Raw genomic sequence first — 24,625 nt, 5'->3', positions numbered from 1 at the left:
TTTAAAATCGCGACCTCTCTGCGAGAGATGAATTGATTTAGATTTAGCCAGCCACTTGTTCTAGTCCACCCGCCGGTATCGATGAAGACAGCGTCAGCCAGTCGACGACCCATCACGCCGCCGCACCGCCAATACCGACGGCGCACACAAGACTAGAAGAGGAAGCAATGATTGCAGCAATCGCGCGCAGCACGACCGCGCAAAACCTGGCGCGTCCCGTTCCGCGGGTCCTGACCATCTCCATCCACCTGGCACTGGCCGGGCTCATGATCAGCCCGGCTCACGCCGCAGAGGACGCCAGCCGCGACAGCGCCCTGCCACAGATCAGCGTGACAGCAGACAGGGCCTCCCGCAGCACATCCCTGAGCGCCGATGACCTGCAGAATGCGGGGGTCACCGACATGGCGGGCGTGATCCGCTACCAGCCTCTCGTGAGCGCGCCTTCGGCACTGAGCGGAGCCGCCAACCTGTGGGACGGCAGCGGCACCTCGGGCTACAACATCCGTGGCGTCGAGGGCAACCGGGTCGGACTGGATATCGACGGTATCGAGCTGCCAGCGGCCGTCCCCTTGCCGGATGGGCTCAAGGCCACAGGGGTGGGTATCGGTCGCGACTATATCGACCCCGAGGTCTTCCGTCGCGTCGACATCATCTCGGGGACCACGTCTTCCGGCGAAAATGGCGCCACCGGCCTGGGCGGACGCGTCTCCTTCCAGACCAGATCGCCGGACGACTATCTGAGCGACGGCAAGAACAGCTATCTCGGTGCCAAACTCGGCTACACCTCCGCTGACCAGGCCTGGGCAGAATCCCTGACCACGGCACAGAAGATGGGCGACTGGAAACTGCTGGCCCTGTATTCGAATCGCGATGGCGCACTGACCCGGTCCAAGGACGTGAGCGATGCGAACCGTGACGACTGGCATTCCGACGCAGTGCTGTTCAAGGCGTTTTATGAAGGGCTGGCGCACCACAAGCTGGGCGTGACACTGGACCTCTATGATCGTGCCGACAACCGCTATCTTGACGGCAGCACCTATAGCGCCTATCCGGCCGGTGCAACGCAGTACTCCACGACCCGTCGTCATCGCCTGCAAGTGGAGGATGAATACACCCCGGCGGCTGGCAGCATCGCCGCCTTTGACAAGCTGCGCGTACATGCCTTCTATCAGGACAGCAAGAAAGAGGACTACACCATCGCTGCCAATTCCACCAACAGCTATACCCGCTACATCGACACCTATCTGGCCACCACCAGCGTCGGACTGGGCGCGGACGCCAGCAAGCGCATGGGAACGCACGAACTGTTCTATGGCCTGTCCTTCACCAGCACGGACGAGCAGCGTCCCTGGACCGAAGCGCGCATCACCAACGCCACCGGCAATTCGGTCAGCGGCTATCCCTACAGCAAGGACCGCATGGCACAGACGCGCACGAACAAGCTGGTGGCTTACGTCCGCGACGAATGGCACCTCTCTCCGCGCGCCACGCTCACGCCGGGCCTGCGGGCTGAATACTGGCAAACCCGGCCGGGCGACCTGAGCCATTACCTGGCCAACGTCGGCAGTGCCGCCAGCGAGGTCAGCGCAGACCATACGGCCTTGCTTGCCCCCAGCCTGCGCTTTGCCTATGCGCTCACACCGAGCTATGACTTCTTTGCCCAATACAGCCGCGGGGTACGCGTGGCCACTGCCGCAGAAAAAACCGGAACCTATGATTCCTCGACCTACGCCAGCTCGGCCTTCCTGTACGCCATCCTCGGCAATCCCGACCTGAAGAACGAGACCAGCGACGCCTTTGAACTCGGGACCAAGGGCGAGCTGATCGATGGCCTGACCCTCAACAGCTCGCTGTTCTACACACGATACAAGAACTTCATCGACTACCAGACCACCACCTACAGCGGCACGTCGCTGGCATATCGCCTGCAGAACATCGCCAACGTCGATATCTACGGCGCAGAAGTCTCCGCACAACTGCGCCTGGGGACCTATGCCAGTGCGCTGAGAGGCTACAGCCTGGGGGGCAGCGCCGGAGTATCAGCCGGCCGTTCGCGCAATGACGCCGGTGTCAGTGGCTCGGTCAACTCGGTGGGACCCGCCAAGGGCACCGTGCGTGTGGCCTATGATGATCCCGGCGCCCGCTACGGCGGCAGCCTGATCATGACGGCCGTGAAATCCAAGCGTGCCAGCGCCGACGACGTCTCGGTCTATTCCACCAGCGGCGCTTACGTCAACGTACCTGGCTATGCGCTGCTGGATCTGTCGACCTACTGGAAGCTGAACCAGCATGTGACACTGCACGCCGGCATCTACAACCTGACCGATCGCAAATACTGGGACTACGCCACGGTACGCGGCCTGACCACTTCGCAATCCGTCTTGTTCCAGCGCGCCGCGCAACCAGGCCGCAACGCCGCCATCACCCTCAATATCGATCTTTGAGATCGTCCGGCACGATGCCGCCACGGATGAAAGTTCCCGGCAGCATCGTGCGACCGGCCGGCGCGCCCGATGCTGACTCGGGCGCACCAGCCTCCCCTCCTCCTGCACTGACAAGCATGACGTATCAGAGACGCCCCGTCTCAAGTTCAGCGTTTGCATGCCGATAACAGATGGCTCATATGACATTTGACGAAGCGACAAGCTGTTGCGGGCGACGCACAGGTGCAGGCGCGCTCTTGTGATGGATCAGATTTTTGCACCGCAAAAACGCATCTTCCCTGCCGCATGACGCTTCGCTTTTGTAAAATACAAGCTGAAGAATTCAAATACATACAGTCGTTGCAATCCGTGAAGCTTATTGCTTCAGCGACCATTTTCCCCGTTGACGGGAAAGGCCGTCGGGCAACGATTGGGCATCACTACGGGGAATCAGACATCATGCGACATTGGAGAAAACCGCTGGCTGCGTTCTGCGTTGCAGCATCGCTGGCCGTGATCGGCTCCTGGGCGCAGGCCGCGCCCAATTCGGCACCGCCGCCACCACTGGAAGCACGCCGCGTCTCGCTCACCAGCGTGGACAGCAAGGGCGGCAAGGCCACCGCGCTCTATGGCGTCTGGATCAAGGCACGCAAGTCGCTTACCACCAAGGGCCCGGCACCGACCGTGATCGCCCTGCATGGCTGCGGCGGCTTGTACAGCATGGTCAAGGATGGCAAGGGGGAATTCACGCCGCGCCACCTGGCGATGGCACGCGTGCTCAGCGACGCCGGCTACAACGTGCTGTTCCCGGACAGCTTCACCCCGCGCGGCCGCCGCTCCACCTGCCAGGACACCGTAGCCCAGCGCGAAGTCAGCGCGATGAACCGCCGCTATGACGTGCAGGCCGCCCTGCACTGGGTGACTTCGCAGCCGGATGTGGATGTGAAGCGCATCGCCCTGCTGGGTTGGTCGCATGGCGCGTCGACCCTGCTGGCCTCGATCAACCTGGCCGAAACCGACGTCGCCGTGCGCAAGATCCAGCCGCGCGCCGCCGTGGCCTTCTATCCGGATTGCCGCCCGTACGCCAAGACCAGCGAGCCCTTCAAACCGGCCGCACCGCTCCTGATCCTGATGGGCGAGAACGATGACTGGACGCCGCCCCAGGCCTGCGAAGCCATCGAAGAGAAGATGAAGGGCAGCGACACGGAGATCGCTCTGCGCCTCTATCCCGATACCTATCACGACTTCGACGCGCCCGGCCTGCCGGTGCACGTGCGCATGGATGTGGCCGGCGTGGGCAAGCGCGGCGAAGGCGTCACCAGCGGCGGCAACCCGGATGCGCGCAGCCAGGCGTATCGCTCCATGCTCAACTTCCTGGACGCCAAGCTGAATTACTGAGGAAACACCGAGACTCCGGGCCGGCCACGCGCCTCCCGGGTTTTGACAGTACCCTTCACCAACGACAATGCCGGCCCCTTGCGGGAGCCGGCATTGTCGTTTTTTACGTCCTTTTGCTTCACATCGGCCGGAAACCACCGTATTTCGGCGCTCTCCGGCCTGCGCTGTTGGGGCGGATCAGGCCGATCAGGAGATCAGGTCCTGCATGCCCTCGCCCAGTTCGGCCAGCGGCGGCATGTCCTCGGTGAAGGTGGCCAGGCTCAGCCCGAGCTTGGCGGCGACCTCCGTCGGGAAGGTCGATTCCAGTTCGTCGGCCGAGTACTTGTTTTCCTCGGCGCGGGCGCGCCAGGCGGCCAGGTGGACGACCGCGGCGAAGGGATCGAACTCGCCCTTGAGCGGCTGCGGGAAGGCCTTGATGACCTTGGCGAACTCGTCCGGGAAACGCCAGCGGCGTGCCAGTTCGGCACCCACATCGGCAAAGTCGTAGCCGAAGGACTGGCGCTCCACATCCAGGCGGCGCGCATCCAGGGGACCGGCGACCTTGTCCACCTCCAACGCCTGCTCGGGCATGCCGGCGTGCATCACCAGCTGGCCGATGGCATGCATCAGGCCGACCGTGAAGGCGAAATCGGAATTGAGCTTGACCTGCTTCTGCTTGGCCAGCCACTTGGCGACGATGGCCGTATCGAGGCTGTAGCGCCAGAACAGCTTCAGGTCCACGCCGGGCAGCTTCTTGAAACTGCCAGCCATGCCGGTGCTTACCACCAGCGTACGAACCGTCATGAACCCCAGCATCAGCACCGCATCATCGACGGTGCCGATGGTGCGCGAGACGTGGTAATAGGATGAATTGGCCAGGCGCAGGATCTTCGCGCTCAGGACCTGATCTGCGGCCAGCTTTTTGGCGATCTCTTCAATCGAGACCGATTCGTTGTTGAAACTTTCGATGACTTCCTGCACCACCTTGGGAATGCTCGGCAAGGCAGTTTGCTGCTGAAACAGTGCTTCCAAATTCATGCTTCTCTCCTGTAAGACGACCCCCATACATCTCGCTTGAGCGTTTGACAGGACCACCCCCTTGGCATTGTGCAGCTGGACGATGCCCCCACGACACCGGCCGGTGCCGGCATCATCCTGGCTGCGCCGTGGCTGGCAGCCCTGATCTTCTCCGGAAACCTGCAGAACTTCCCCCGGATCAGTCATCGCACCCTGAGTATAGCGTCAGCAAATGTCAGTAGCCCACGGCTTTTTAGGGTCTCAGCAGAGCTTGCGCAAAAACAACAAGCAAAAATGATGCCATCCGGAAACTTCGCCTGCTTTGATGTCGAGAAAAGCTTTTCCAAACCACCCGCTGGGAACGGATGAAAAAAGCGTGCGACAGGCTGGTGATGAAATGCGAAAAATCCGCGTGCCGCAGCATTTCCGGCTGCATGGCCGTGGCCTGGCGCAGTTGTGCTTGCTATAATCGCCCATTCTCCGGAATTCCCTATATGACAGACCAATTTGCTAAAAAGGGCGAAGCCTGGTCGGCTCGCTTTTCTGAACCCGTCTCCGATCTCGTCAAGCGCTATACCGCATCGGTGTTCTTCGACAACCGCATGGCCCAGGTCGACATCCAGGGCTCGCTGGCGCATGCAGAGATGCTGGCCCACCAGGGCATCATCAGCGCGGCCGATTACGCCGAGATCCAGCGTGGCATGGCCCAGATCAAGGGTGAAATCGAGTCCGGCCAGTTCGAATGGCTGCTGGACCTGGAAGACGTCCACCTGAACATCGAAAAGCGCCTGACCGAACTGGTCGGCGACGCCGGCAAGCGCCTGCACACCGGCCGTTCGCGCAACGACCAGGTGGCCACCGACATCCGCCTCTACATGCGCGGTGCGGTCGACGACATCATCGGCCTGCTGCGCGAGTTGCGCCTGGCCCTGCTGGACCTGGCCGAGCAGCACGCCGACACCATCCTGCCGGGCTTCACCCACATGCAGGTGGCGCAGCCGATCACCTTCGGCCACCACGTGCTGGCGTATGTCGAGATGTTCGGCCGCGATGCCGAACGCATGATCGACGCCCGCAAGCGCATCAACCGCCTGCCGCTGGGCGCAGCCGCCCTGGCCGGCACCACCTTCCCGATCGACCGCCTGCGCGTGGCCAAGACCTTGGGCTTCGACGACGTGTGCCGCAACTCGCTGGACGCCGTCTCGGACCGTGACTTCGCCATCGAATTCTGCGCCGCCGCTGCACTGGTGATGACGCACATCTCGCGCATGTCCGAAGAGCTGGTGATCTGGATGAGCCCGCGCGTGGGCTTCATCGACATCGCGGATCGCTTCTGCACCGGCTCGTCCATCATGCCGCAGAAGAAGAACCCGGACGTGCCCGAACTGGCGCGCGGCAAGACCGGCCGCGTCAACGGCCACCTGATCGCCCTGCTGACCCTGATGAAGGGCCAGCCCCTGGCCTACAACAAGGACAACCAGGAAGACAAGGAACCGCTGTTCGACACCGTCGACACGCTCACCGATACCCTGCGCATCTTCGCCGACATGGCGCGCGGCATCAGCGTCAAGCCCGAAGCCATGCGCGCGGCCGCCCTGCAGGGCTACGCCACGGCGACCGACCTGGCCGACTACCTGGTCAAGAAGGGCCTGCCCTTCCGCGACGCCCACGAAGCCGTGGCGCACGCCGTGCGGACCTGCGTGGACAAGGGCTGCGACCTGGCCGACCTGTCGCTGGACGACCTGCGCGCCTTCTCCGGGCTGATCGGTGACGACGTGTTTGCCGTGTTGACGCTCGAAGGCTCGGTGGCCGCACGTGACCACATCGGCGGCACCGCACCCAACCAGGTGCGTGCAGCCATTGCGCAACTGCGCAAGGAACTGAACTAAGTACCATCTCGCACCACCCTCGTCCGCCGGCCGGACGACATTCGCATGCCGCTGTGGCGCGCCCTACCCGGGCGCGTTGCAGCGGGTTGTAATCGCTGGCGCAGCCTGCCTTTTCGGGTATGCTGTGGCAGCTGTATCGAAAGAGACCACACAACGGTCTTCAGAGGATGGAGCACAAGTCCCGGCCATCCCGGGCGTCTTTTGCATCATCCTCGATGAAGGAATCGCCACATGACGTCGCGTCGCGCTGTTGCGCACGGCGCTCCGTGATGCGGACGATTTCTACAATATCTAACTGAGGAGAGAACTCGATGCAATTCAATACCATGCTCAAGACCATTCCGGCCCTGCTGATCGGTGCCACCCTGTCCTCGGCCGCCCTGGCCGCCGACATCAAGCTGGGCGTGGCCGAAGCCCTGACCGGCCCGGCCGCCAAATATGGCGTGGCCATCAAGAACGGCTTCACGCTGGCTTCCGAAGAAATCAATGCCAAGGGCGGCGTCAACGGCGACAAGCTGGCCCTGGTGATCGAAGACGAACAAGGCAAGAAGGAAGAAGCCATCAACGTCTTCAAGAAGCTGATTTTCCAGGACAAGGTACTGGCCGTCTTCGGCCCCACCCTGTCGAACTCGGCCTTCGCTGCCGACCCGATCGCCAACGCCGCCAAGGTCGTGGTGTTCGGCACCAGCAATACCGCTGACGGCATCACTGCCATGGGTCCCTTCACCTTCCGCAATTCCGTGATGGAAGCCGACGTGCTGCCCGTCACCGTCAAGGCGGCCGTGAAGCACTTCGGCATCAAGAAGGTTGCCGTGATCTACGGCAACGACGACGCCTTCACCAAGTCCGGCTATGACGTCTTCAAGGCCACCCTGGAACAGCAGAAGATCCCCGTCACCACCACCGAGGCCTATGCCAAGGGCGACGTCGACTTCAAGGCCCAGCTGACCAAGATCAAGGCCGGCAACCCGGACGCCATCGTCTGCTCCTGCCTGGCTGAAGAAGCCGCCAACATCATCCTGCAGACCCGCGCGCTGGGCATGAAGCAGCCCTTCATCGGCGGAAACGGCCTGAACTCGCCCAAGCTGTTCGAGATCGCCAAGGATGCCGGCGACAACACCCTGATGGGCAGCCCCTGGTCGGCCGAGAACCAGACCCCGGCCAACAAGGCGTTCATTGCCGCCTACAAGGCCAAGTTCGGTTCCGACCCTGACCAGTTCGCCGCGCAAGCCTATGACGCCATGTACATCATGGCCGATGCGATCAAGAGCGTGAAGCTCTCCGGCAACCTGGCCAAGGACCGTGACGCCGTGCGCGCCGCACTGCCGGCAGTCAAGATCGACGGCGCCACCGGCAAGTTCGCCTTCCGCGCAGCACCGGCGGTGGCAGGCAAGCAGGTCGGCTTCGATGCGGACCAGGAAGCCATCGTCAACATCGCCAAGGGCGGCAAGTTCGTCCTGCTGAAGTAAGCACGCCGTGTGACGCAGGCTGGGTGGCCTGCCGGGCAACCGGCAAGCCACCCGCAAGCGACGCTCACCCGGGCGCAGCCGGCAACAGCCGCCGGCTGCCCGCCTGGGAGGGGATATGAAGCAAATCGCCAGGCCGGAACGGGGAACCACCAACTGCCGCATGACGCGGGCGAGTTGAACCCGGCACTACGACGCAACGAGGGAGGGCCCCGCGCAGCATGCACGGTCGTGCAAATTTGCTGGCGCGGCGCATGGTCTCCCATCACCTATCGCAGGTTCCAATGTTAGAACAACAGCTCATCAATGCCCTTTCGCTGGGCAGCGTGTACGCGCTCTTCGCGCTCGGATTCACGCTGGTCTTCGGCGTACTGGGCGTGATCAATCTTTCGCACGGCGCCATCTTCATGCTGGGCAGCTATGCCGCCCTGCTGCTGGTGGAGCAGATGGCCCTGCCCCTGTGGGTGGCGCTGCTGCTGGCCATGGTGGCCACCGGCACCCTCGGCCTCATCATCGACGTGCTGGTCCTGAAGCCACTGCGCAAACGAAATGCACCCCACCTGATCCCGATGATCGCCACCATTGGCGTGGCCATCATGATCACCAACATCTCGCAGGGCCTCTTCGGTGCCGAGAACAAGCGCTTTCCCCAGGGCACCATCCCTGAAGACAGCGTCAGCCTGGGCAACCTGCACATCACCGCCGTGCAGGTGGCGATCATCGTGATCGCCTTCGTGCTGATGGTGGTGCTGCTGGGCGTGATGCGCAAGACCCAGCTCGGCCGCGCGCTGCGCGCCATCGCCGAGTCGCCCAAGGCGGCTTACCTGCTGGGCATCAACGTCGAAGGCCTGTTCCTGCTGACCTCCTTTGCCGCTGCGGCCCTGGGTGGTGCGGCCGGCGTGCTGGTGGGCGTGTCCTTCAATGCGATCTCGCCCTTCATGGGGCAGCCGATGCTGCACAAGGGCATCGCCGTCATCATCCTGGGCGGCATGGGCGATATCCGTGGCGCCATGATCGGCGGCCTCTTCCTCGGCTTTGCCGAGGTGCTGACGGTGGCCTATATCTCCAGCGACTTCCGCGATGCGGTGGCGTTCGGCCTCCTGTTCCTGATCCTGCTGGTAAAACCCTCCGGCATGTTCGGCAAAGTGCTGGAAAGGAAGGCATAAGATGGGCTTCATGGAATGGTGGGATGGCTTCTGGGCCACCTACAACACAGTCATTTTCAGCATCGGCGTCAACGCCATGCTGGCACTCTCGATCTACGTCACCCTGTCCTGCGGCCTGCTGTCGCTGGCCAATGCGGCCTTCATGGGCATCGGTGCTTACACTGCGTCACTGTTGACAATGCAGTTCGACATGCCCTTCCCTATCGCCCTGGCGGCAGGCGGCGTACTGCCCTCGCTGGTGGCGCTGGTGATCGGCATCCCGACGCTGCGCCTCTCGGGCGTCTATCTGGCCATGGCCACGCTGGGCTTTGGCGAAGTGGTCCGCGTGATCGTCCTCAACCTGGAGATCACCGGTGGCCCGATGGGCCTGAACGGCGTGCCGCCGATCACCGAGTGGTGGCACATCGTGCTGCTGCTGGGTGTGACGATCTATGCGCTGGCCCGCCTGCGCCGCTCCAAGACCGGGCGCGCCTTCGAGGCCATCAAGGAAGATGAAGTCGCAGCGCGTCTGATGGGCGTGAACGTGGCCGGCTACAAGCTGCTGGCCTTCGTCATCGGTGCTGCCATTGCGGGTGTCGCTGGTGGCCTCAACGCGCACTTCACCTTCACCATCGGCCCCAACAACTATGGTTTCGAGAACGCGGTCGACATCCTGACCATGGCCGTCTTCGGTGGCACCAGCAACCTGATCGGTCCGATGATCGGCTCGACCATTCTTTCGCTGCTGCCGGAAGTGCTGCGTCATTTCAAGGACTTCCGCCTGGCCATCAATGGCCTGATCCTGATCCTGGTGGTGCTGTACCTGCCCAAGGGCATCTGGGACCCGCGCCGCATCCGCGCCTTCCTGGGCCGCAACGCTGAGAAGAAGGTGAAGTAATGCTTTTACAACTGAACGACATCAGCAAGAACTTCGGCGGCCTGCAAGTGCTGCAGGGTGTGAACTTCAACGTCAAGGAAGGCGAGATCTTCGGCCTGATCGGCCCCAATGGTGCCGGCAAGACCACGGTCTTCAACCTCATCACGGGCCTGCTGCGCGCCTCCTCCGGCAGCATCCGCTTCAATGACGACGACATCGGTGCCGTCGCCCCGCACAAGATCACCGAGCGCGGCATTGCCCGCACCTTCCAGAACATCCGCGTGTTCAAGGAAATGACACTGCTGGAGAACGTGGTGGTCGGCATGCACGAGCACCTGAACTATGGTGTGGCCAGCATGCTCTTCAACCTCGGCGGTTTCCGCAAGGCCGAGCAGGAAGCGCGCGAACGTGCGCTGGAACTGCTGTCCTGGGTGCGCCTGGATCATAAGGCGCACATGCTGGCCGACAGTCTGTCCTATGGCGAGCAGCGCAAGCTGGAGTTCGCGCGTGCGCTGGCGACCAAGCCCAAGCTGCTGTTGCTGGACGAGCCGGTCGCTGGCATGAACCCGGCCGAGAAGACCGAGCTGATGAGCGAGATCGTCAACATCAAGGCGCGCGGTTTCACCATCTTCATGATCGAGCATGACATGCGTTTCGTCATGGGCCTGTGCGAGCGCATCGCGGTGCTGAACTTCGGCAAGATCATCGCCGAGGGCACCCCGGACCAGATCAAGAACAACCAGGAAGTGATCGAGGCCTATCTCGGCAAGGAAGAAGCATGAGCGCCAGCGGCAACAAGCAACCCATTCTGCAGGTCGAGGACCTGGCGGTGGCCTATGGCCACATTGAAGCGGTCAAGGGCATCAGCCTGTCCCTGAACGAAGGCGAGATCACCGCGCTGGTCGGTGCCAATGGTGCCGGCAAGAGCACGTCGCTGCTGGCCATCTCCGGCCTGGTGAAGGCGCAGCGTGGCCGTGTGCTGCTCAACGGGCAGGACCTGCTGCAGATGTCGCCGCACCGCATCGTCGAATCCGGCGTGGTGCAGGTGGCCGAAGGCCGTGCGACGCTGACCACGCTGACCGTCGAAGAGAACCTGGCCTTGGGCGCTTATACGCGCAAGGACAAGGACGGCGTGGCGCGTGACCTGGAGTGGGTGTATTCCCTCTTCCCGGTCTTGAAGAACCGTGCGGCCGGACTGGCGGGCAATCTCTCGGGTGGTGAGCAGCAGATGCTGGCCATTGGCCGTGCGCTGATGGCCAAGCCCAAGGTCCTGTTGCTGGATGAACCGTCGATGGGGCTGGCCCCGTTGATCATCCAGGAAATCTTCCGCATCGTGCAGGAGATCAACAAGACCGGCATGACGGTCCTGCTGGTAGAACAGAACGTGCGCCAGGCGCTGCGCATTGCGCAACGCGGCTATGTGCTGGAGACGGGCAAGATCGTGCTGGAGGATAGCGGTGCGAATCTGCTGGGCAATCCCAAGGTGGTGGAGGCTTATCTGGGGGGCTGATGCGCTTGATCTGTTGCATGTGACGGGGCTGGAGAAAAAATAATAAAAAATTTCTCAATTAGGTGTTGACCATCAGCCTGATAGGCCTTAATATGCAGCCTCTTTCAAGCACAGCAAGTCACCGCTGATTGCAGAAGGCCCACGTGGCGGAATTGGTAGACGCGCATGGTTCAGGTCCATGTGCCGCGAGGTGTGGGGGTTCGAGTCCCTCCGTGGGCACCAGACATAAAAGGTCGGTTGATGAAAATCAACCGGCCTTTTGCGTTTCTTCGGTCAGAAAATAGTTTAATTTTTTGGTGGTTTTCTTCAAAAGTCACTTTTTCAATTTGTTAGGTTTCAGGGGTCTTCTTCTCTCTTGAGCGTCGATTTTTTTATTAGTTTTTTTGGAATAAAAAACTTTAAAAAATAGGTGACAACTTAAAAGTTGTCGCTTAGAATGCAGCCTCTTTCAAGCAATGCAGTTTGAACGCATTTGCAGAAGGCCCACGTGGCGGAATTGGTAGACGCGCATGGTTCAGGTCCATGTGCCGCGAGGTGTGGGGGTTCGAGTCCCTCCGTGGGCACCAAAATGGAAAAGGTCGATTGACGAAAGTCAGTCGGCCTTTTGTATTTTGGGGTCCACGAGCAAGGCGCCTGCGCGCCTTGCGGGAGGGACGAGAAAGTCCGGCCTTGCAAGGCCGGACGGGGTCGCGGGACGTGACTGAGGTCCTCCGTGGGCAGCAACCCAGAAAAGGTCGATTGACGAAAGTCAGTCGGCCTTTTGTGTTTTGGGCGCATTCAATACCGGAAGAAGAATGCACCCATCTCTGGCGGATCGCCCGGATTGCGTTGTACCTTGGTGGTTCTTTTGAGATCCACGCCTGATGGATCATTTAATCCCAGAACGGAAAATACGCGTTGTGCTGCCTTTCCGAATGGAGTCCACTGAAGCGTCAGCATAAATATGACGAAGGTGAAACCTGCCGCAGATCCGCCCCAAGATATCCAGAACGGAAGCTTGAAAAGAGCTCTTGTCATTCCGCCGAACCACAGCAAAAGAAAAGTGAATACTGGAGGATATATTCCCGCAAAAATAAACCACCATCGAAATACCAATCCGTAAAAAGCACGCCGACCTCGCACGCAGTGCGGATATAAAGCAATTAACCGATCCGCTGGTTTTGCAACGGCAATCAGTTCAAAGTACTCACCCTGCCAAGCAACCACCGCATCTACGATATCGCCCTCTTTGAATGGGCTACGCCATAGCCAGCCTTTCACTTTATTGCCATCCAGATCGAATTCCACGTAGTCGGCTTCTTCCTGCAGACTAGCCGCATTCGAAGCAGTCGCTATCGCCTGTCCTCCCATGCCTGCCGCAGCCAAGGCAACGGAGACCATGCCCATCCTGGCTTTGTCTTTGCGCGTGAGAACAAAGCTCGCCTCGCCGCGCTCGCAGGTGTAATGCCGGATCGTGCCGCTCATCTTGATCAGCTCGCCGGTTTCAACCTGGCCAAGCGTTACCTGACATGGGGCGTTTGTTTCCATAGAAGGCATTTCAAATTGATTTAATAACGGAAGAAGAATGCGCCCATCTCTGGCGGATCGCCCTGCTTGCGTTGCTCCTTGGTCGTCTTCTTGAGATCCACGCCTGATGGATCTTTTAATCCCAGTACTGAAAATACGCGTTGTGAAGCTTTACCAAAGGGCATCCATTGCCGCATCAGCATGAAGATAATAAAAGTCCAACCTGCCGAAAAACCGGCCCAGGTTGCCCAGAACGGAAACTCAAAAAAGAAATCATTAAATCCTGACGCCCAGATGATCAAAGACGTGCAAGCAGGTGGAAATATTCCTGCAAAAACTATCCACCAACGGAATACAAGCGTGTAAAAAGCACGCCTCCCTCGTACACAATGTGGATACAGTGCAATCATTCGGTCAGATGGCTTTGCGAGTGCGACTAATTCAAAATAGTCCCCCTGCCAAGCAACCGCAGCATCGACGACATCGCCCTCTTTGAATGGGCTACGCCATAGCCAGCCTTTGACTTCCTTTCCATTCAGATCGAATTCCACGTAGTCGGCTTCTTCCTGCAGACTGGCCGCATTTGAGGCAGTCGCAATGGCCTGTCCTCCCATGCCTGCCACTGCCAGGGCAACGGAGACCATGCCCATCCTGGCCTTATCTCTGCGCGTGAGAACAAAGCTCGCCTCGCCGCGCTCGCAGGTGTAGTGCCGAATCGTGCCGCTGATCTTGATCAGCTCGCCGGTCACAACCTGACCGAGCATTATCTGGCATGGGGCATTTGTTTCCATAGAGGGGATTTCAAATTCATTTAATAGCGGAAGAAAAATGCGCCCATCTCTGGCGGATCGCCTTGCTTACGTCGTGCCTTGGTAGTCTTTTTTAGATCCACGCCTGATGGGTCGTTTAACCCCAGCACGGAAAATACACGTTGCGCCGCTTTACCGAACGGCGTCCATTGCAGCATCAGCATGAAAATAACAAAGCTTATACCTACAACAAGACCGCCCCAACAAAGCCAAAAAGGAAGCTGAAAAAAATGCCGACTCAAACGTCCGAAAGAAAATGCAAGACAGGTGAAAACTGTAGGATATACACCAGCAAAAATAAGCCACCAGCGAAAAACCAACGTATAGAAGGCGCGCCGCCCTCGCACGCAGTGCGGATATAGCGCAATCGTTCGATCAGCAGGATTGGCCAGTGCGACCAGCTCGAAATACTCTCCTTGCCAAACAACAGCAGCATCAAAGATGTCGCCCTCTTTGAATGGGCTCCGCCATAGCCAGCCTCTGACTTTCTTGCCATCCAGATCGAATTCAACGTGATCGGCTTCTTCCTGCAGACTGGCCGCGTTTGATGCAGTCGCGACTGCCTGCGCTCCCATGCCTGCCGCAGCCAAGGCAATGGAGACCATGCCCATCCTGGCTTTGTCTTTGCGCGTGAGAACAAAGCTCGCCTCGCCTCGCTCGCAGGTGTAGTGCCGGATCGTGCCGCTGATCTTGATCAGCTCGCCGGTTTCAACCTGGGCAAGCGTTACCTGGCATTGGGCGTGCGTTTCCATAGAGGGCATTTCAAATTCATTTAATAACGAAAGAAGAATGCGCCCATCTCTGGTGGATCGCCCGGCTTACGTTGTGCCTTGGTAGTCTTTTTTAGATCCACGCCTGATGGATCTCTTAATCCCAGTACTGAAAATACGCGTTGCGCCGCTTTACCGAATGGCGTCCATTGCAGCATCAGCATGAAAATAACGAAGGTCCAACCTAACGCTATTACAGCCCACCCTCCCCAGAAAGGCAGCTCAAAAAAATATCTGTAAGAACCGGTCAACCAGATAAAAAGAGATGTGCTGACTGGCGTGATTAGCCCAGCAAAAATAAACCACCAGCGAAAAACCAGCGTATAGAAGGCACGCCGTCCTCGAACGCAATGCGGATATAACGCTATCGTCCGATCACCCGGATTGGCAAGTGCGACCAGTTCGAAATACTCTCCTTGCCAAACAACGGCTGCGTCGACGACATCGCCTTCTTTGAACGGGCTCCGTTATAGCCAGCCTTTGACTTTCTTGCCGCCCAGATCGAATTCGACGTAGTCGGCTTCTTCCTGCAGCGTGGCCGCATTTGAGGCAGTCGCAATCGCCTGTCCTCCCATGCCTGCCACAGCGAGAGCAACGGAGACCATGCCCATCCTGGCTTTGTCTTTGCGCGTGAGAACAAAGCTCGCTTCGCCTCGCTCGGAGCTGTAATGCCGGATCGTTCCGCTGATCTTGATCAGCTCGCCGGTTTCAACCTGGCCAAGCGTTACCTGACATGCAGCGTTTTTTTCCATAGAGGGCATTTCAAATTCATTTAATAACGGAAGAAGAATGCCCCCATCTCTGGCGGATCGCCCGGCTTACGTTGTGCCTTCGTAGTCTTTTTTAGATCCACGCCTGATGGATCTTTTAATCCCAGCACGGAAAATACACGTTGCGCCGCTTTACCGAATGGAGTCCATTGCAGCATCAGCATGAAGATAACAAAGCTTGCACTTGCCACAAGACCGCCCCACAAAATCCAAAAAGCAAGGTGAAAAAGATGTCGACTAAAGGGACCGAAAGAAAGTAAAAGAAAGGCGACAACTGTGGGAAATATGACAGCGAAAATAAGCCACCAACGAAAAACCAACGTATAGAAGGCGCGCCGCCCTCGCACGCAGTGCGGATATAAGGCAATCGTCCTGTCAGCAGGATTGGCCAGTGCGACCAGCTCGAGATACTCTCCTTGCCGAACAACAGCAGCATCAACGATGTCGCCCTCTTTGAATGGACTCCGCCATAGCCAGCCTTTCACTTTATTGCCGTCCAGATCGAATTCCACGTAGTCGGCTTCTTCCTGCAGACTGGCCGCATTCGAAGCAGTCGCGATCGCCTGTCCTCCCATGCCTGCCGCAGCCAGGGCAACGGAGACCATGCCCATTCCTGCCTTGTCTTTCTTGGTCAGGACAAAACTGGCTTCCTCTCTCTTACTGACGTAATTTTTTATTTCGCCACTGATCTTTATCAGGCCATTTGCTTGGCCTGGTGTTTCCAAGTAATGATCCATCATCCGACTCCTACCGCGATCAACGCTTTGCCCAGTTCTTCACGCTGCTTAGCCGCATCCTTGTACGCGGCCTTAGCGCCCTTTTTCGTACCAAAAACGCAGAGCGTGCACCAAGTTTCCAAGTCATCATCGCTAAACGTCCAAATAGCCACCTGCACAATAAATACCAGCACGCCAATCCACATCCCTGCTGACATAAAGAGAATCCGGCACGCAATAGCCGACGCAACTCGGGTTCCCACCAAATCCAATGCCTGCGCTGCTGCAACACGTCCAGTCAATCGTAGGAGGATAGGGGCAGCATATGTAAACGTGGAAGCACCAGTCGCCAGAATATTTACCACGCCAAGAACCATTTTCAGCAAATAGAGCCCGAAAATGCCGTTCTGGTTTCTACTATCTGCCTTTAACGCATCCTGAACGTCAAACACAACACCTATAATGCCAGCCGCGACACTCAAAGCAGCCCCGCCCAATTTCATCACTTGATAGGACGTCGCATTCGCCGTCTGCATTTCCTTGACCGCCACCCCCCAGATATCAATGACGCCGCTAGCGATCGTCATCGCAGAAGCTGCCAGTCCAGCCCGACTCTTGCTATCTCCTTTCTCAATGCAGTCATGCATCATCTTCGCGAAATTCCCGCTCTCGATCAGCAACACCACCAGTGCCATGCGGGCATCACGCATGGCACTGGCGCTCTTCTCTGAATCGCCGAAGGCGGCCCAGTCACGCTTGAGCGTCCTGGACGACACCGTTTCCTTTTCAGGAACCTCCGGCGAGAGCGGGTTCTTGGATGCCCGCACGCGCTCCAGTATGTCGAGCCGACCGCTCATGGCATAACGGGCCTGCGCATCGGCCAGCGCACCCGCCGCAGCCACTTCCACACCCGCACGCAAACCAAACCAGCTCTGGATGATCTTCTCGCAGGCCATGTCGGCCATCTTGCCGTCGAGTCTGAATTTCTTGAAGATGAAATCACCGAAGGTGGAGGCCGTCTTGTCGATGCCGAACTGCCGGTAGGGCTCAAGCTTCACGTTGAAAGCCACGTTGGTACCGGCCTTTGCCTTTTCGTTGGCGTTATAGACGCCTGCCGCTTTCTTGTATAAATCCGCGATGGCCTTCATCGACTTCTGGATATACGCATACCAGTTCCATACCGTGGCTGCCGTCTGCTCGCTCCTGAACGTCTCGGCCTGGGTCAGGAATTGCGAGACTTCGGTTCGCGCCGCATCCTGGTTCATGCTCAACAGACGGTACATCAGGTTGGATTCCGCGATCTGCAGATCATTGACCCATTCTTCGATCTTGCCGCGACCGCTCTTGGTCGTATTCAACAGGAATGTGACTTCGCTGACATGCGATTCGAAAGCGACGGCATCCTGGATATCGTCGCCGTGGTACTCCCGCAGCCCATCCAGGAAATGCCGGGACTGCATCCACGCGAGCATGTCGGCGGTGCGCTTTTCGATCAGGGCCGTGGCTTCATCCTGCAAGCTTTCGAAATTCTTCTTGAAGGTCTCGTAGGCCTTCATGTCGAGTTTCTCCGCATACGGCGGCCAGGCTTTTTCAACGCGGCCTTTCCTGTAGGCGGCACGCGACGTCACCACCGTATCGGCATCGGCCTTGATCTGGGCATACTCCTTGTCGCGCGCGGCGTCGGGCAGCATGGTGGCGTGCATGATGCGGTTCTCGTAGACGTTGTCCACTTCGACGCCTTTGGACTGCACGTACTCCTGTACCTCGATTGCCTTGAGACGCTTTGCCCTGGCCTCGGCGGGCAGCTTTTGGGCATCGGCCCGTTCCTTGGCAAAGTCATGCTGCTGCGCGCGCTGCCTGGCCAGATCCGCATTGCGATCGACGACGGCACCTGCGTGATTTTCCAGGAGATCCTTCAGACTGCTGATGGTCAGCATGCCATCGATCTGAAACGGAAGCTCGGTGTTGTAGCGATGCATCCACCCCGCTGGTTCATTGCGGAAGTTGTTGAGTTCGACACCAATGCCCAGCGCGTCCCACACGCCCATGATCATGGGCTTGTATTTCTCGCCCTTGCCGTGGGTGCAGATTTCTTCCATCTTGGCCACCAGGGGCTTGGCCTGGTCTTTGCGGCTGAAGGATCGATGGATCGTCGTATTGGCCTGAAGTTTTGCGTGGTCATAGGTGCCGTTCTTACGACCGAATACACCGGTGGCGGTCTTCTCATTGAGCAGGTCGGGCGAATAGGCCGGGTTGTATTCGAGCACCTTCTGCACGTTGCCTTCGGTGGCGACCATGCCGTGACGATAGCCACCCTGACTGACCCACAGCTTGGGGATAAAGGTCTGCATGCGCTGATCGCGCAGTTTGATGTCGTTGGCAAAAGCCTTGAAGGTGGCCTCACTCCATGCATGCTGTGAAAACGCTATCCAGACGCGGCCACACTTGGCAGGTTTCTCGATGTGAATCACTGATGCGGGAATATTGTCACCACTTCGGGAGCACACTGGTTCCGTGGCGACCGGCTCCGGGTAAAGGTGAGAGGGCCGCTTCCACAACGTCCCCTCGGGGGAGACAGCATAGGCCTCCCATTTGATGGTGATGTTGGAGGGGTGGCGCTCATAGAACAAGTAGACGAAACCCGCGCGCAACGTGCGCAACACATACTTGTAGTTCGTCAGCGCGGTGCTGGTGACCTTGTTGCCCAGCGGTGCCGGGATGTCGCCCGGGATGTTGAGCGGGACGACAGCATAACGGACCGGAAGAATCGCCAGTCCATCCTTGTTGCAGTTTCGACAGTCGGGATGTTGAGGGTTGGTGCAAGCCATGACGATCACTCAATCAATTAGATAGCTGGACAGTTGCTCGAAGGGGCGGCCGGACACGGCTTCAATGGCATCGACCAGCGACTCGCCGCTGGCGGTGCGCCGCCAGACCTCGGCCATGCGCACGTGATTGTGAAAGCCGATGCCATAGCGCAAGCCACAGACCAGAAACAGCATCCGGTCGTCCGCCGACGTCACGCCATAAGAAGAAGCAGCGCCCAGGCTATGTCGCAAGGCTTCGGTAACCGGGGTATCACGGCCGACCAGGTTTTCGCCCAGCAGATAGGTCCAAGCGGCGTGCACGGTGGCATAGTCATTCACCTTTTGCCATTGCTGCTCGCTGAGCTGCAACTGTTCATCAGGGCGGTTGGATGCATCCGCACCCAGCCCTGCGACCGGCGTCGAGGCTGCACTGAAGGACTCCAATGCCTGATGCCGGTTCAATGAGAAGACCGCGTTTACCGGGCGCAGCAGCAAGGCGCGCTGCCGGGCGTCGAGGTCCTGCCATAGCATCTCGCGCACGCCGGGATCATGGAAACGCAAAAGGTGCGTCCGTCCATGCACGAAATGCAGATAGCAGTGTCTTCCCCAATACGCGGCAACCTCGCGCGCACCCAGGTCACTGACGATCCAGCCACTGATGGGCATTCCTCTGCGGGCCATCAGAAATGGCGTGCTCCATGCCGTCCAAGCGAGTTCGATGCTGGCTGCGAAAACACAATCGTCGCCGAAGCGGTTCAGATTCAATGGCACCAGATAGGGGGCGAAGCGCTGATCGTAATGCGGATGCACGATCGGTACGCTAACGCGCAGGCCGGGGTCGACCTCTCCCAGTTCGGGCTCGCCCTGGGCCGGGTCAACCCAGACGAAACACCGGCCGTCGCCACGCTGATCAATCTCGCGATGCAGTTGCTGCAACACGCCGTCCCATGGCGCTGCCAGTGCGGCGTGGCCATTCATCGGCTCAGTTGAGAGTTGGTCGTTCAAGCTTATCTCCAATACGACATCGGCACACGAGCACGGCGCTTGATGACGGGGCTGGCATGCTGATTACGCGCAGAATATCCATGCAGCAACACTATCGACTTACAGGAACGAAGATATGCCAATGGATGCTTCGGCAAACGTGCCATCCCTGCGAAGGCCGCAGGATTGCGACTGAGTTATCCGACGTGAGGCTTCTTAATTATTTGTTACGTGCCATGGGGAAATGGCGCGTGCGTCTTTGAGAGACACGGAGGGAACTAGTTCCCGCTTTGCAATAACAGGCGGGGCTGCCTATTTCCGCTTCGAGGGAATCCAACCGGGAGGCGATGGCAGGGGAGGTATATGCGATCCGGCAGGCATCAGCGGTTTGCCGGGACCAACTTCGTGAAATGGCTGAAGCAACTTTGTATTCCCAGCTCATCCATAAATCGCTTCCTCATTGGATTGACGTTGGCGTTAGCGATAAAAACCCGTCATCCCAGTTTGCGGTAGGCTTGGTCTTCCTCGTTCCCACAAAATCACGGAGACCATGAAAACCACCCTCACCTTGCTGGCCCTCGTCGCTGGCGCGGCAGCCACGGGACAGACGCTCGCCGCCAACTCACCTGCCAGGCCGTCCGGCTACATCGACCAGCTTGAAATCACCCAGACCGCCGATGCCTTCGGTGGCGCAACGCCAGCCGGTGCGGCCGGCCCCTACCAGTTGATCTCGGGCGTCGTGCACGGCAAGCTCAATCCGCTTCACCCGGACAATGCCAGCATCACCGATCTCGACAAGGCCCCCAGAGACGCCCATGGCTACGTTTCCTACACGACCGACTTCGTGATCCTGCGTCCGAAGTCGGCGACCCAGGCACGTCGCGTGCTCTTCTATGACGTGGCCAATCGTGGCCGCAAGCTGGCCGAGGAATTCTTCATCGGCGGCAAATCCCTGCGCAACGGCCCGGCTCCCGGCGACACCTACCCTTCCCTGCTGCGCGCCGGCTACACCATCGTCTGGAGTGGATGGCAGGGTGATCTGAAGCAATCCGGCGCGGCCATCGACGGCGCACTGGGCACACAATTCCCGGTGGTCACGAACAAGGATGGTTCCGCCATCACCGGTCTGAGCCGCGAAGAATACATCCCCGACTTTCATCAGGGACACAACGAATTCAAACTCTCGTACGCACCTGCCTCCCTGCGTGACAAATCGCAAGTGAGTTTCACCGTGCGCCAGACCTGGCGCAATGCGCAGGGCCAGCAGGACTACCAGGCTCCTTCTGCGCCGGTGACCGACTGGCATTACGAACCCAAGGCGGACGGCAGCGTGAACGTGGTCTTCACTCCGCCCGCTGCAGTCCCCGGCCCCGCAGGCGGGGCCGTGCCCGCCGACCAGGGCAGCATCTACAGCTTCGTCTATCCCGCCACCCATCCCAAGGTGATGGCGATCGGCTTTGCCGCGGTCCGCGACCTGGTGAGCTTCCTGCGCGATGCGCCTGCCGATGCCAGCGGCACGGCTAATCCCCTCAACGATATGAAGAACGCCGCCTGCGTCGACCAACAGTCCTGCACGGCGCGCGACAAGCGCAATGTTGACTTGACTATCGGTGAAGGTATTTCACAGTCGGGCCGCTTCATGCGCGACTTCCTCTACATGGGATTCAACAAGAATGCGCAGGGCAACAAGGTCTTCGACGGCATGATGGCCATCATCCCGGGCGGACGCCGCACCTGGATCAATGAACGCTTTTCCCAGCCAGGCCGCTGGTCCAAGGGCCATGAAGAACACTGGATGCCGGGCGACCAGTTTCCCTTCGCCTACAACGTGATGAAAGATCCCGTCAGTGGCGCGACCGACGGCTTGCTCAAGCGATGCACTGCCAGCGCGACTTGCCCGAAGATCATGCAGATCGATGGCAGTTTTGAATGGTGGGGAGGACGCGGTGCACTGGTGGTGACCGACGGCGCGGGCAAGGATCTGGTCTTGCCGGACAACGTGCGCTACTACCTGATCTCAGGCACCCAGCACGCGGGCGGAGCCGGCATCAGGAATGGCGTGGTGAAGCGGAACGGCAAGGACAGCATGTGCCAGTTCCCGGCCAGCCCCGTAACGCAGGCTCCCGTGCTGCGCGCCATGATTCCGGCGATGGAAAACTGGCTGGCGAAAGACCGGTTGCCGCCACCCTCGCGCTACCCCACGGTGGCCAACGGCACGGCGGTCACGCCGGACCAGGCCTCGATCGGTTTCCCTGCACTGGACAACGTACTGGTACCACTGGCCGACTCCTCAGGGACAGTCACGCCAACCCCACTGCAGTTGGCCTACAGCGGCATCCACAATCCGCTGGCCGTCACCGATTATCGCAACGCCATCCCGGTCGTGGATGTCACGCGGCCCTACCGCATTCTGGTGCCCAAGGTTGATGCCGATGGCAATGAGCTGGGCGGCATCGCCCAGCCGGAAGTGGCAGTACCACTGGCTACTTACACGGGATGGAACCTGCGCGCCGGCGGCCACGCGCAAGGGGAAACCTGTTCTTCGCTGGGCAGCGCAATTCCTTTCGCCGTGAGTGGTGCGAGCAGGAGCAGCGGTGATCCCCGGCCTGCACTCGACCAGCGCTACCATGGCCGGGCAGACTATGCCGCGCAGATCAAGGCCGCTGGCGACAAGTTGGTGCAGGAAGGCTATCTGCTACCACTGGATGCCGAACACCTGTTTGCGGCTCATGCGCAACAGGTGTCGCCGCAATTGATTCCGCAACCCTGAGTGATGTTGCCGGGCCCATGGGCGCAGGCCGGCCCATGGACTGCATGTTCACGTATTCAGGTGAGGCAGCTTTCCGGTGGGCCCTAATACCCCAGACCGCGATCAACACCATTCAGCACAGGCTGCCCGCTGCGTACCCGCTGCACATTGTCCAGAATCTGTCCGACAATCACCGCAGGCTGCGCACTCGACGCCATATGCGGCGTGACCACCACGCGCGGGTGCGACCACAACGCGTTTGATGCGGGCAACGGTTCCTGCGCAAAGACATCCAGCACCGCCCCGCGCAAATGCTGCCGTTCCAGTGCCATCAACAGGTCCTCCTCCACCAGATGCTCTCCCCGGCCGCAATGCACCAGCGCTGCACCCGGCTTCATCGCCGCAAATACGTCGCGCCCCAGCAGCTTGCGGGTGGCATCGGTCAGCGGCAGGAGGCAGACCACGATATCGGGTGCCTGCAGGAATGCATGAAGCGCATCGTCACCGGCATAGGTGCTTACCCCATCGATGTGATGCACGGAGCGTGACCAGCCACTGACAGTGAAACCCTGGCCTCGCAACACCCCGGCCAGATGGCTCCCCAGAGCACCCAGCCCCATCAGGCCGACATGGGTCTGATGCGCCGGCTTTTGCGGCGGGATCTTCCACACACGCTGTACCTGCTGCTGCAGCGCCTGGTCCAGCGCGCGGTGGTAATACAGCACGGCCCACAAGACGTACTCGGCCATTCCTGCCGCCAGCGCGGGATCAACGATGCGGCACACCGGCACAAGAGGGTGAGCCCGCGCAGCGCCGAGCACATGATCGACTCCGGCTGCAATGGAAGAAATCAGGCGCAGATTGGGCAAGCGCTCGATGACCCCGGCCGGCGGATACCAGCCGGCGACCGCCTCCACATCGCCCGCATCGGGCAGGTCCGGCCACAGCCGCACTTGCAGCTCCGGCATGCGGCGCGCGGCCTCTTCACGAAACACCGCGTGCAGGTCGCTGAGGTCATCGGTCGCGCTGCAAATCAACAAGGTCGGCATGGCGTGGGCCTCAGTCGCGGTAGGAAGGATCCAGTCGATCCAGGCGCCGCAGCCAGGCTTGCCACAGGATCTGGCGCTCATGCTCGACGCTTTGCAACTGCTCGCAGGCGTGCTGGCTCAAGTGCGTCGCAATCTCGGTGACCGGTCCGGCGACTGTCGCCATTTGCGCAGCCGCCATCTGGATCTCGCACGCGCGATTGAGGTAGAACATGATCGCGAACGCATCGGCCACCGTGGCTCCCACCGAGAGGAGGCCATGATGGCGCAACAGCAAGGCGATGTTGTTGCCCAGCGATTGTTGAATGCGCGTGCGTTCATCCAGATCGAAGGCCACGCCCTCATAGGCATGTACGCCGACCCGCTGATGGAACTCGGTACTGATCTGGTTGAGCTGCAGCAGCCCCTGCTCGCAGGCCGCCACGGCCATGCCGGGCAGCGTGTGGGTATGCAGCACGCAATGGGCATCCTCGCGCGCCATGTGTACGGCGCTGTGGATGGTGAAGCCGGCGACGTTGTAATCAGCCTTGCCCGATACCACGCGACCCTGCAGATCTACCACCAGCAGGTCGCTGGCACGCACTTCATCGAACATCAGCCCGAAGGGATTGATGAGGAAGCGGTCATCCTCCGGTGCGGCATGGGCTGCACGCGGCAACCGTACCGAGAAATGCGTGTAGAGCGTGTCGTCCCAGCCGAACAGCGCGGCCAGCCGATAAGCGGCGGCGAGGTCGCGGCGCAGGATGAGTTCGTCAGTAGTCATC

The 24,625-nt window shown here is 59.8% G+C and carries 19 protein-coding genes, 2 tRNA genes and 1 pseudogene; 11 read left to right on the top strand and 11 right to left on the bottom strand.

Annotation, left to right across the window (positions count from 1 at the left end):
* Window positions 1–167 precede the first annotated feature (167 nt).
* A complete protein-coding gene (locus tag ACWHXP_RS05320) occupies window positions 168–2,444 on the top strand; it encodes a TonB-dependent receptor domain-containing protein (protein WP_489634326.1) in 2,277 nt (758 codons plus the stop codon).
* Between the two features lie 438 nt (window positions 2,445–2,882).
* A complete protein-coding gene (locus tag ACWHXP_RS05315; RefSeq protein ID WP_489634327.1) occupies window positions 2,883–3,821 on the top strand; it encodes a dienelactone hydrolase family protein in 939 nt (312 codons plus the stop codon).
* A 186-nt stretch (window positions 3,822–4,007) separates the two neighbouring features.
* Here ACWHXP_RS05315 and ACWHXP_RS05310 read toward each other — a convergent pair whose 3' ends face one another.
* A complete protein-coding gene (locus tag ACWHXP_RS05310; RefSeq protein ID WP_121041844.1) occupies window positions 4,008–4,838 on the bottom strand; it encodes an HDOD domain-containing protein in 831 nt (276 codons plus the stop codon).
* A gap of 473 nt (window positions 4,839–5,311) precedes the next feature.
* Here ACWHXP_RS05310 and argH point away from each other — a divergent pair, with 473 nt between their 5' ends.
* The 8 genes from argH to ACWHXP_RS05270 all read left to right on the top strand — a co-directional run bounded on the left by argH (window position 5,312) and on the right by ACWHXP_RS05270 (window position 12,270).
* Window positions 5,312–6,706, top strand: a complete 1,395-nt coding sequence (gene argH / locus ACWHXP_RS05305; protein ID WP_489634328.1) for an argininosuccinate lyase — start codon at window positions 5,312–5,314, stop codon at window positions 6,704–6,706.
* 311 nt (window positions 6,707–7,017) lie between these two features.
* Entirely contained in the window at window positions 7,018–8,175 is a 1,158-nt protein-coding gene (locus tag ACWHXP_RS05300) for an ABC transporter substrate-binding protein (RefSeq protein WP_034335504.1), read from the top strand.
* Window positions 8,176–8,456: 281 nt separating this feature from the next.
* Window positions 8,457–9,338 carry a branched-chain amino acid ABC transporter permease gene (locus ACWHXP_RS05295; RefSeq protein ID WP_134222750.1) on the top strand — a complete coding sequence of 294 codons (882 nt, stop codon included), beginning with the start codon at window positions 8,457–8,459 and terminating at the stop codon, window positions 9,336–9,338.
* A 1-nt stretch (window position 9,339) separates the two neighbouring features.
* Window positions 9,340–10,215 carry a branched-chain amino acid ABC transporter permease gene (locus ACWHXP_RS05290; protein WP_034335500.1) on the top strand — a complete coding sequence of 292 codons (876 nt, stop codon included), beginning with the start codon at window positions 9,340–9,342 and terminating at the stop codon, window positions 10,213–10,215.
* Window positions 10,215–10,976: an ABC transporter ATP-binding protein gene (locus tag ACWHXP_RS05285; RefSeq protein WP_121041850.1), complete on the top strand. Its 762-nt coding sequence runs from the start codon at window positions 10,215–10,217 to the stop codon at window positions 10,974–10,976. Before ACWHXP_RS05290 ends, ACWHXP_RS05285 begins: the two co-directional genes overlap by 1 nt.
* Window positions 10,973–11,704: an ABC transporter ATP-binding protein gene (locus ACWHXP_RS05280; RefSeq protein ID WP_088753394.1), complete on the top strand. Its 732-nt coding sequence runs from the start codon at window positions 10,973–10,975 to the stop codon at window positions 11,702–11,704. The genes ACWHXP_RS05285 and ACWHXP_RS05280 overlap by 4 nt, the downstream gene beginning before the upstream one ends.
* Window positions 11,705–11,841: 137 nt before the next feature.
* A tRNA-Leu gene (locus ACWHXP_RS05275) sits at window positions 11,842–11,926 on the top strand.
* A gap of 259 nt (window positions 11,927–12,185) precedes the next feature.
* A tRNA-Leu gene (locus ACWHXP_RS05270) sits at window positions 12,186–12,270 on the top strand.
* A 211-nt stretch (window positions 12,271–12,481) separates the two neighbouring features.
* Here ACWHXP_RS05270 and ACWHXP_RS05265 read toward each other — a convergent pair.
* From ACWHXP_RS05265 to ACWHXP_RS05230, 8 genes and pseudogenes are all read right to left on the bottom strand, one after another.
* Complete coding sequence (locus tag ACWHXP_RS05265) at window positions 12,482–13,231, bottom strand: putative type VI secretion system effector (protein WP_489634329.1); 750 nt, start codon at window positions 13,229–13,231, stop codon at window positions 12,482–12,484.
* Between the two features lie 20 nt (window positions 13,232–13,251).
* Window positions 13,252–14,001: a putative type VI secretion system effector gene (locus ACWHXP_RS05260; protein WP_489634330.1), complete on the bottom strand. Its 750-nt coding sequence runs from the start codon at window positions 13,999–14,001 to the stop codon at window positions 13,252–13,254.
* A 20-nt stretch (window positions 14,002–14,021) separates the two neighbouring features.
* Window positions 14,022–14,780 (bottom strand): putative type VI secretion system effector, encoded by a 759-nt coding sequence (locus ACWHXP_RS05255; protein ID WP_489634331.1) that lies wholly within the window; start codon window positions 14,778–14,780, stop codon window positions 14,022–14,024.
* Between the two features lie 11 nt (window positions 14,781–14,791).
* Window positions 14,792–15,241, bottom strand: a pseudogene (locus ACWHXP_RS05250) (putative type VI secretion system effector); the annotation flags it as partial.
* A gap of 15 nt (window positions 15,242–15,256) precedes the next feature.
* Window positions 15,257–15,550 carry a hypothetical protein gene (locus tag ACWHXP_RS05245; protein WP_489634332.1) on the bottom strand — a complete coding sequence of 98 codons (294 nt, stop codon included), beginning with the start codon at window positions 15,548–15,550 and terminating at the stop codon, window positions 15,257–15,259.
* Window positions 15,551–15,561: 11 nt separating this feature from the next.
* Entirely contained in the window at window positions 15,562–16,299 is a 738-nt protein-coding gene (locus tag ACWHXP_RS05240; RefSeq protein ID WP_489637763.1) for a putative type VI secretion system effector, read from the bottom strand.
* The gene (locus ACWHXP_RS05235; protein ID WP_489634334.1) at window positions 16,296–19,103 is read right to left on the bottom strand and encodes a T6SS effector BTH_I2691 family protein; all 2,808 of its coding nucleotides are present in this window, start codon (window positions 19,101–19,103) and stop codon (window positions 16,296–16,298) included. The genes ACWHXP_RS05240 and ACWHXP_RS05235 overlap by 4 nt, the downstream gene beginning before the upstream one ends.
* Before the next feature lie 9 nt (window positions 19,104–19,112).
* A complete protein-coding gene (locus tag ACWHXP_RS05230) occupies window positions 19,113–20,087 on the bottom strand; it encodes a DUF4123 domain-containing protein (RefSeq protein WP_489623153.1) in 975 nt (324 codons plus the stop codon).
* A 529-nt stretch (window positions 20,088–20,616) separates the two neighbouring features.
* Here ACWHXP_RS05230 and ACWHXP_RS05225 point away from each other — a divergent pair.
* Window positions 20,617–22,836, top strand: a complete 2,220-nt coding sequence (locus tag ACWHXP_RS05225; protein ID WP_489634335.1) for an alpha/beta hydrolase domain-containing protein — start codon at window positions 20,617–20,619, stop codon at window positions 22,834–22,836.
* Window positions 22,837–22,919: 83 nt separating this feature from the next.
* Here the strand turns inward: ACWHXP_RS05225 and ACWHXP_RS05220 are convergent, their stop codons facing one another.
* Both ACWHXP_RS05220 and ACWHXP_RS05215 read right to left on the bottom strand, forming a co-directional pair.
* Complete coding sequence (locus ACWHXP_RS05220) at window positions 22,920–23,864, bottom strand: 2-hydroxyacid dehydrogenase (RefSeq protein ID WP_489634336.1); 945 nt, start codon at window positions 23,862–23,864, stop codon at window positions 22,920–22,922.
* 10 nt (window positions 23,865–23,874) lie between these two features.
* Window positions 23,875–24,624, bottom strand: coding sequence for a class II aldolase/adducin family protein (locus ACWHXP_RS05215; protein WP_489634337.1), 750 nt, complete (start codon window positions 24,622–24,624; stop codon window positions 23,875–23,877).
* Window position 24,625: the final 1 nt, after the last annotated feature.

The organism is Herbaspirillum sp. Her2 (genome assembly GCF_057961375.1).
The sequence above is the reverse complement of the archived record's forward strand: the minus strand, read 5'-3'. Positions and strand labels throughout refer to the sequence as shown.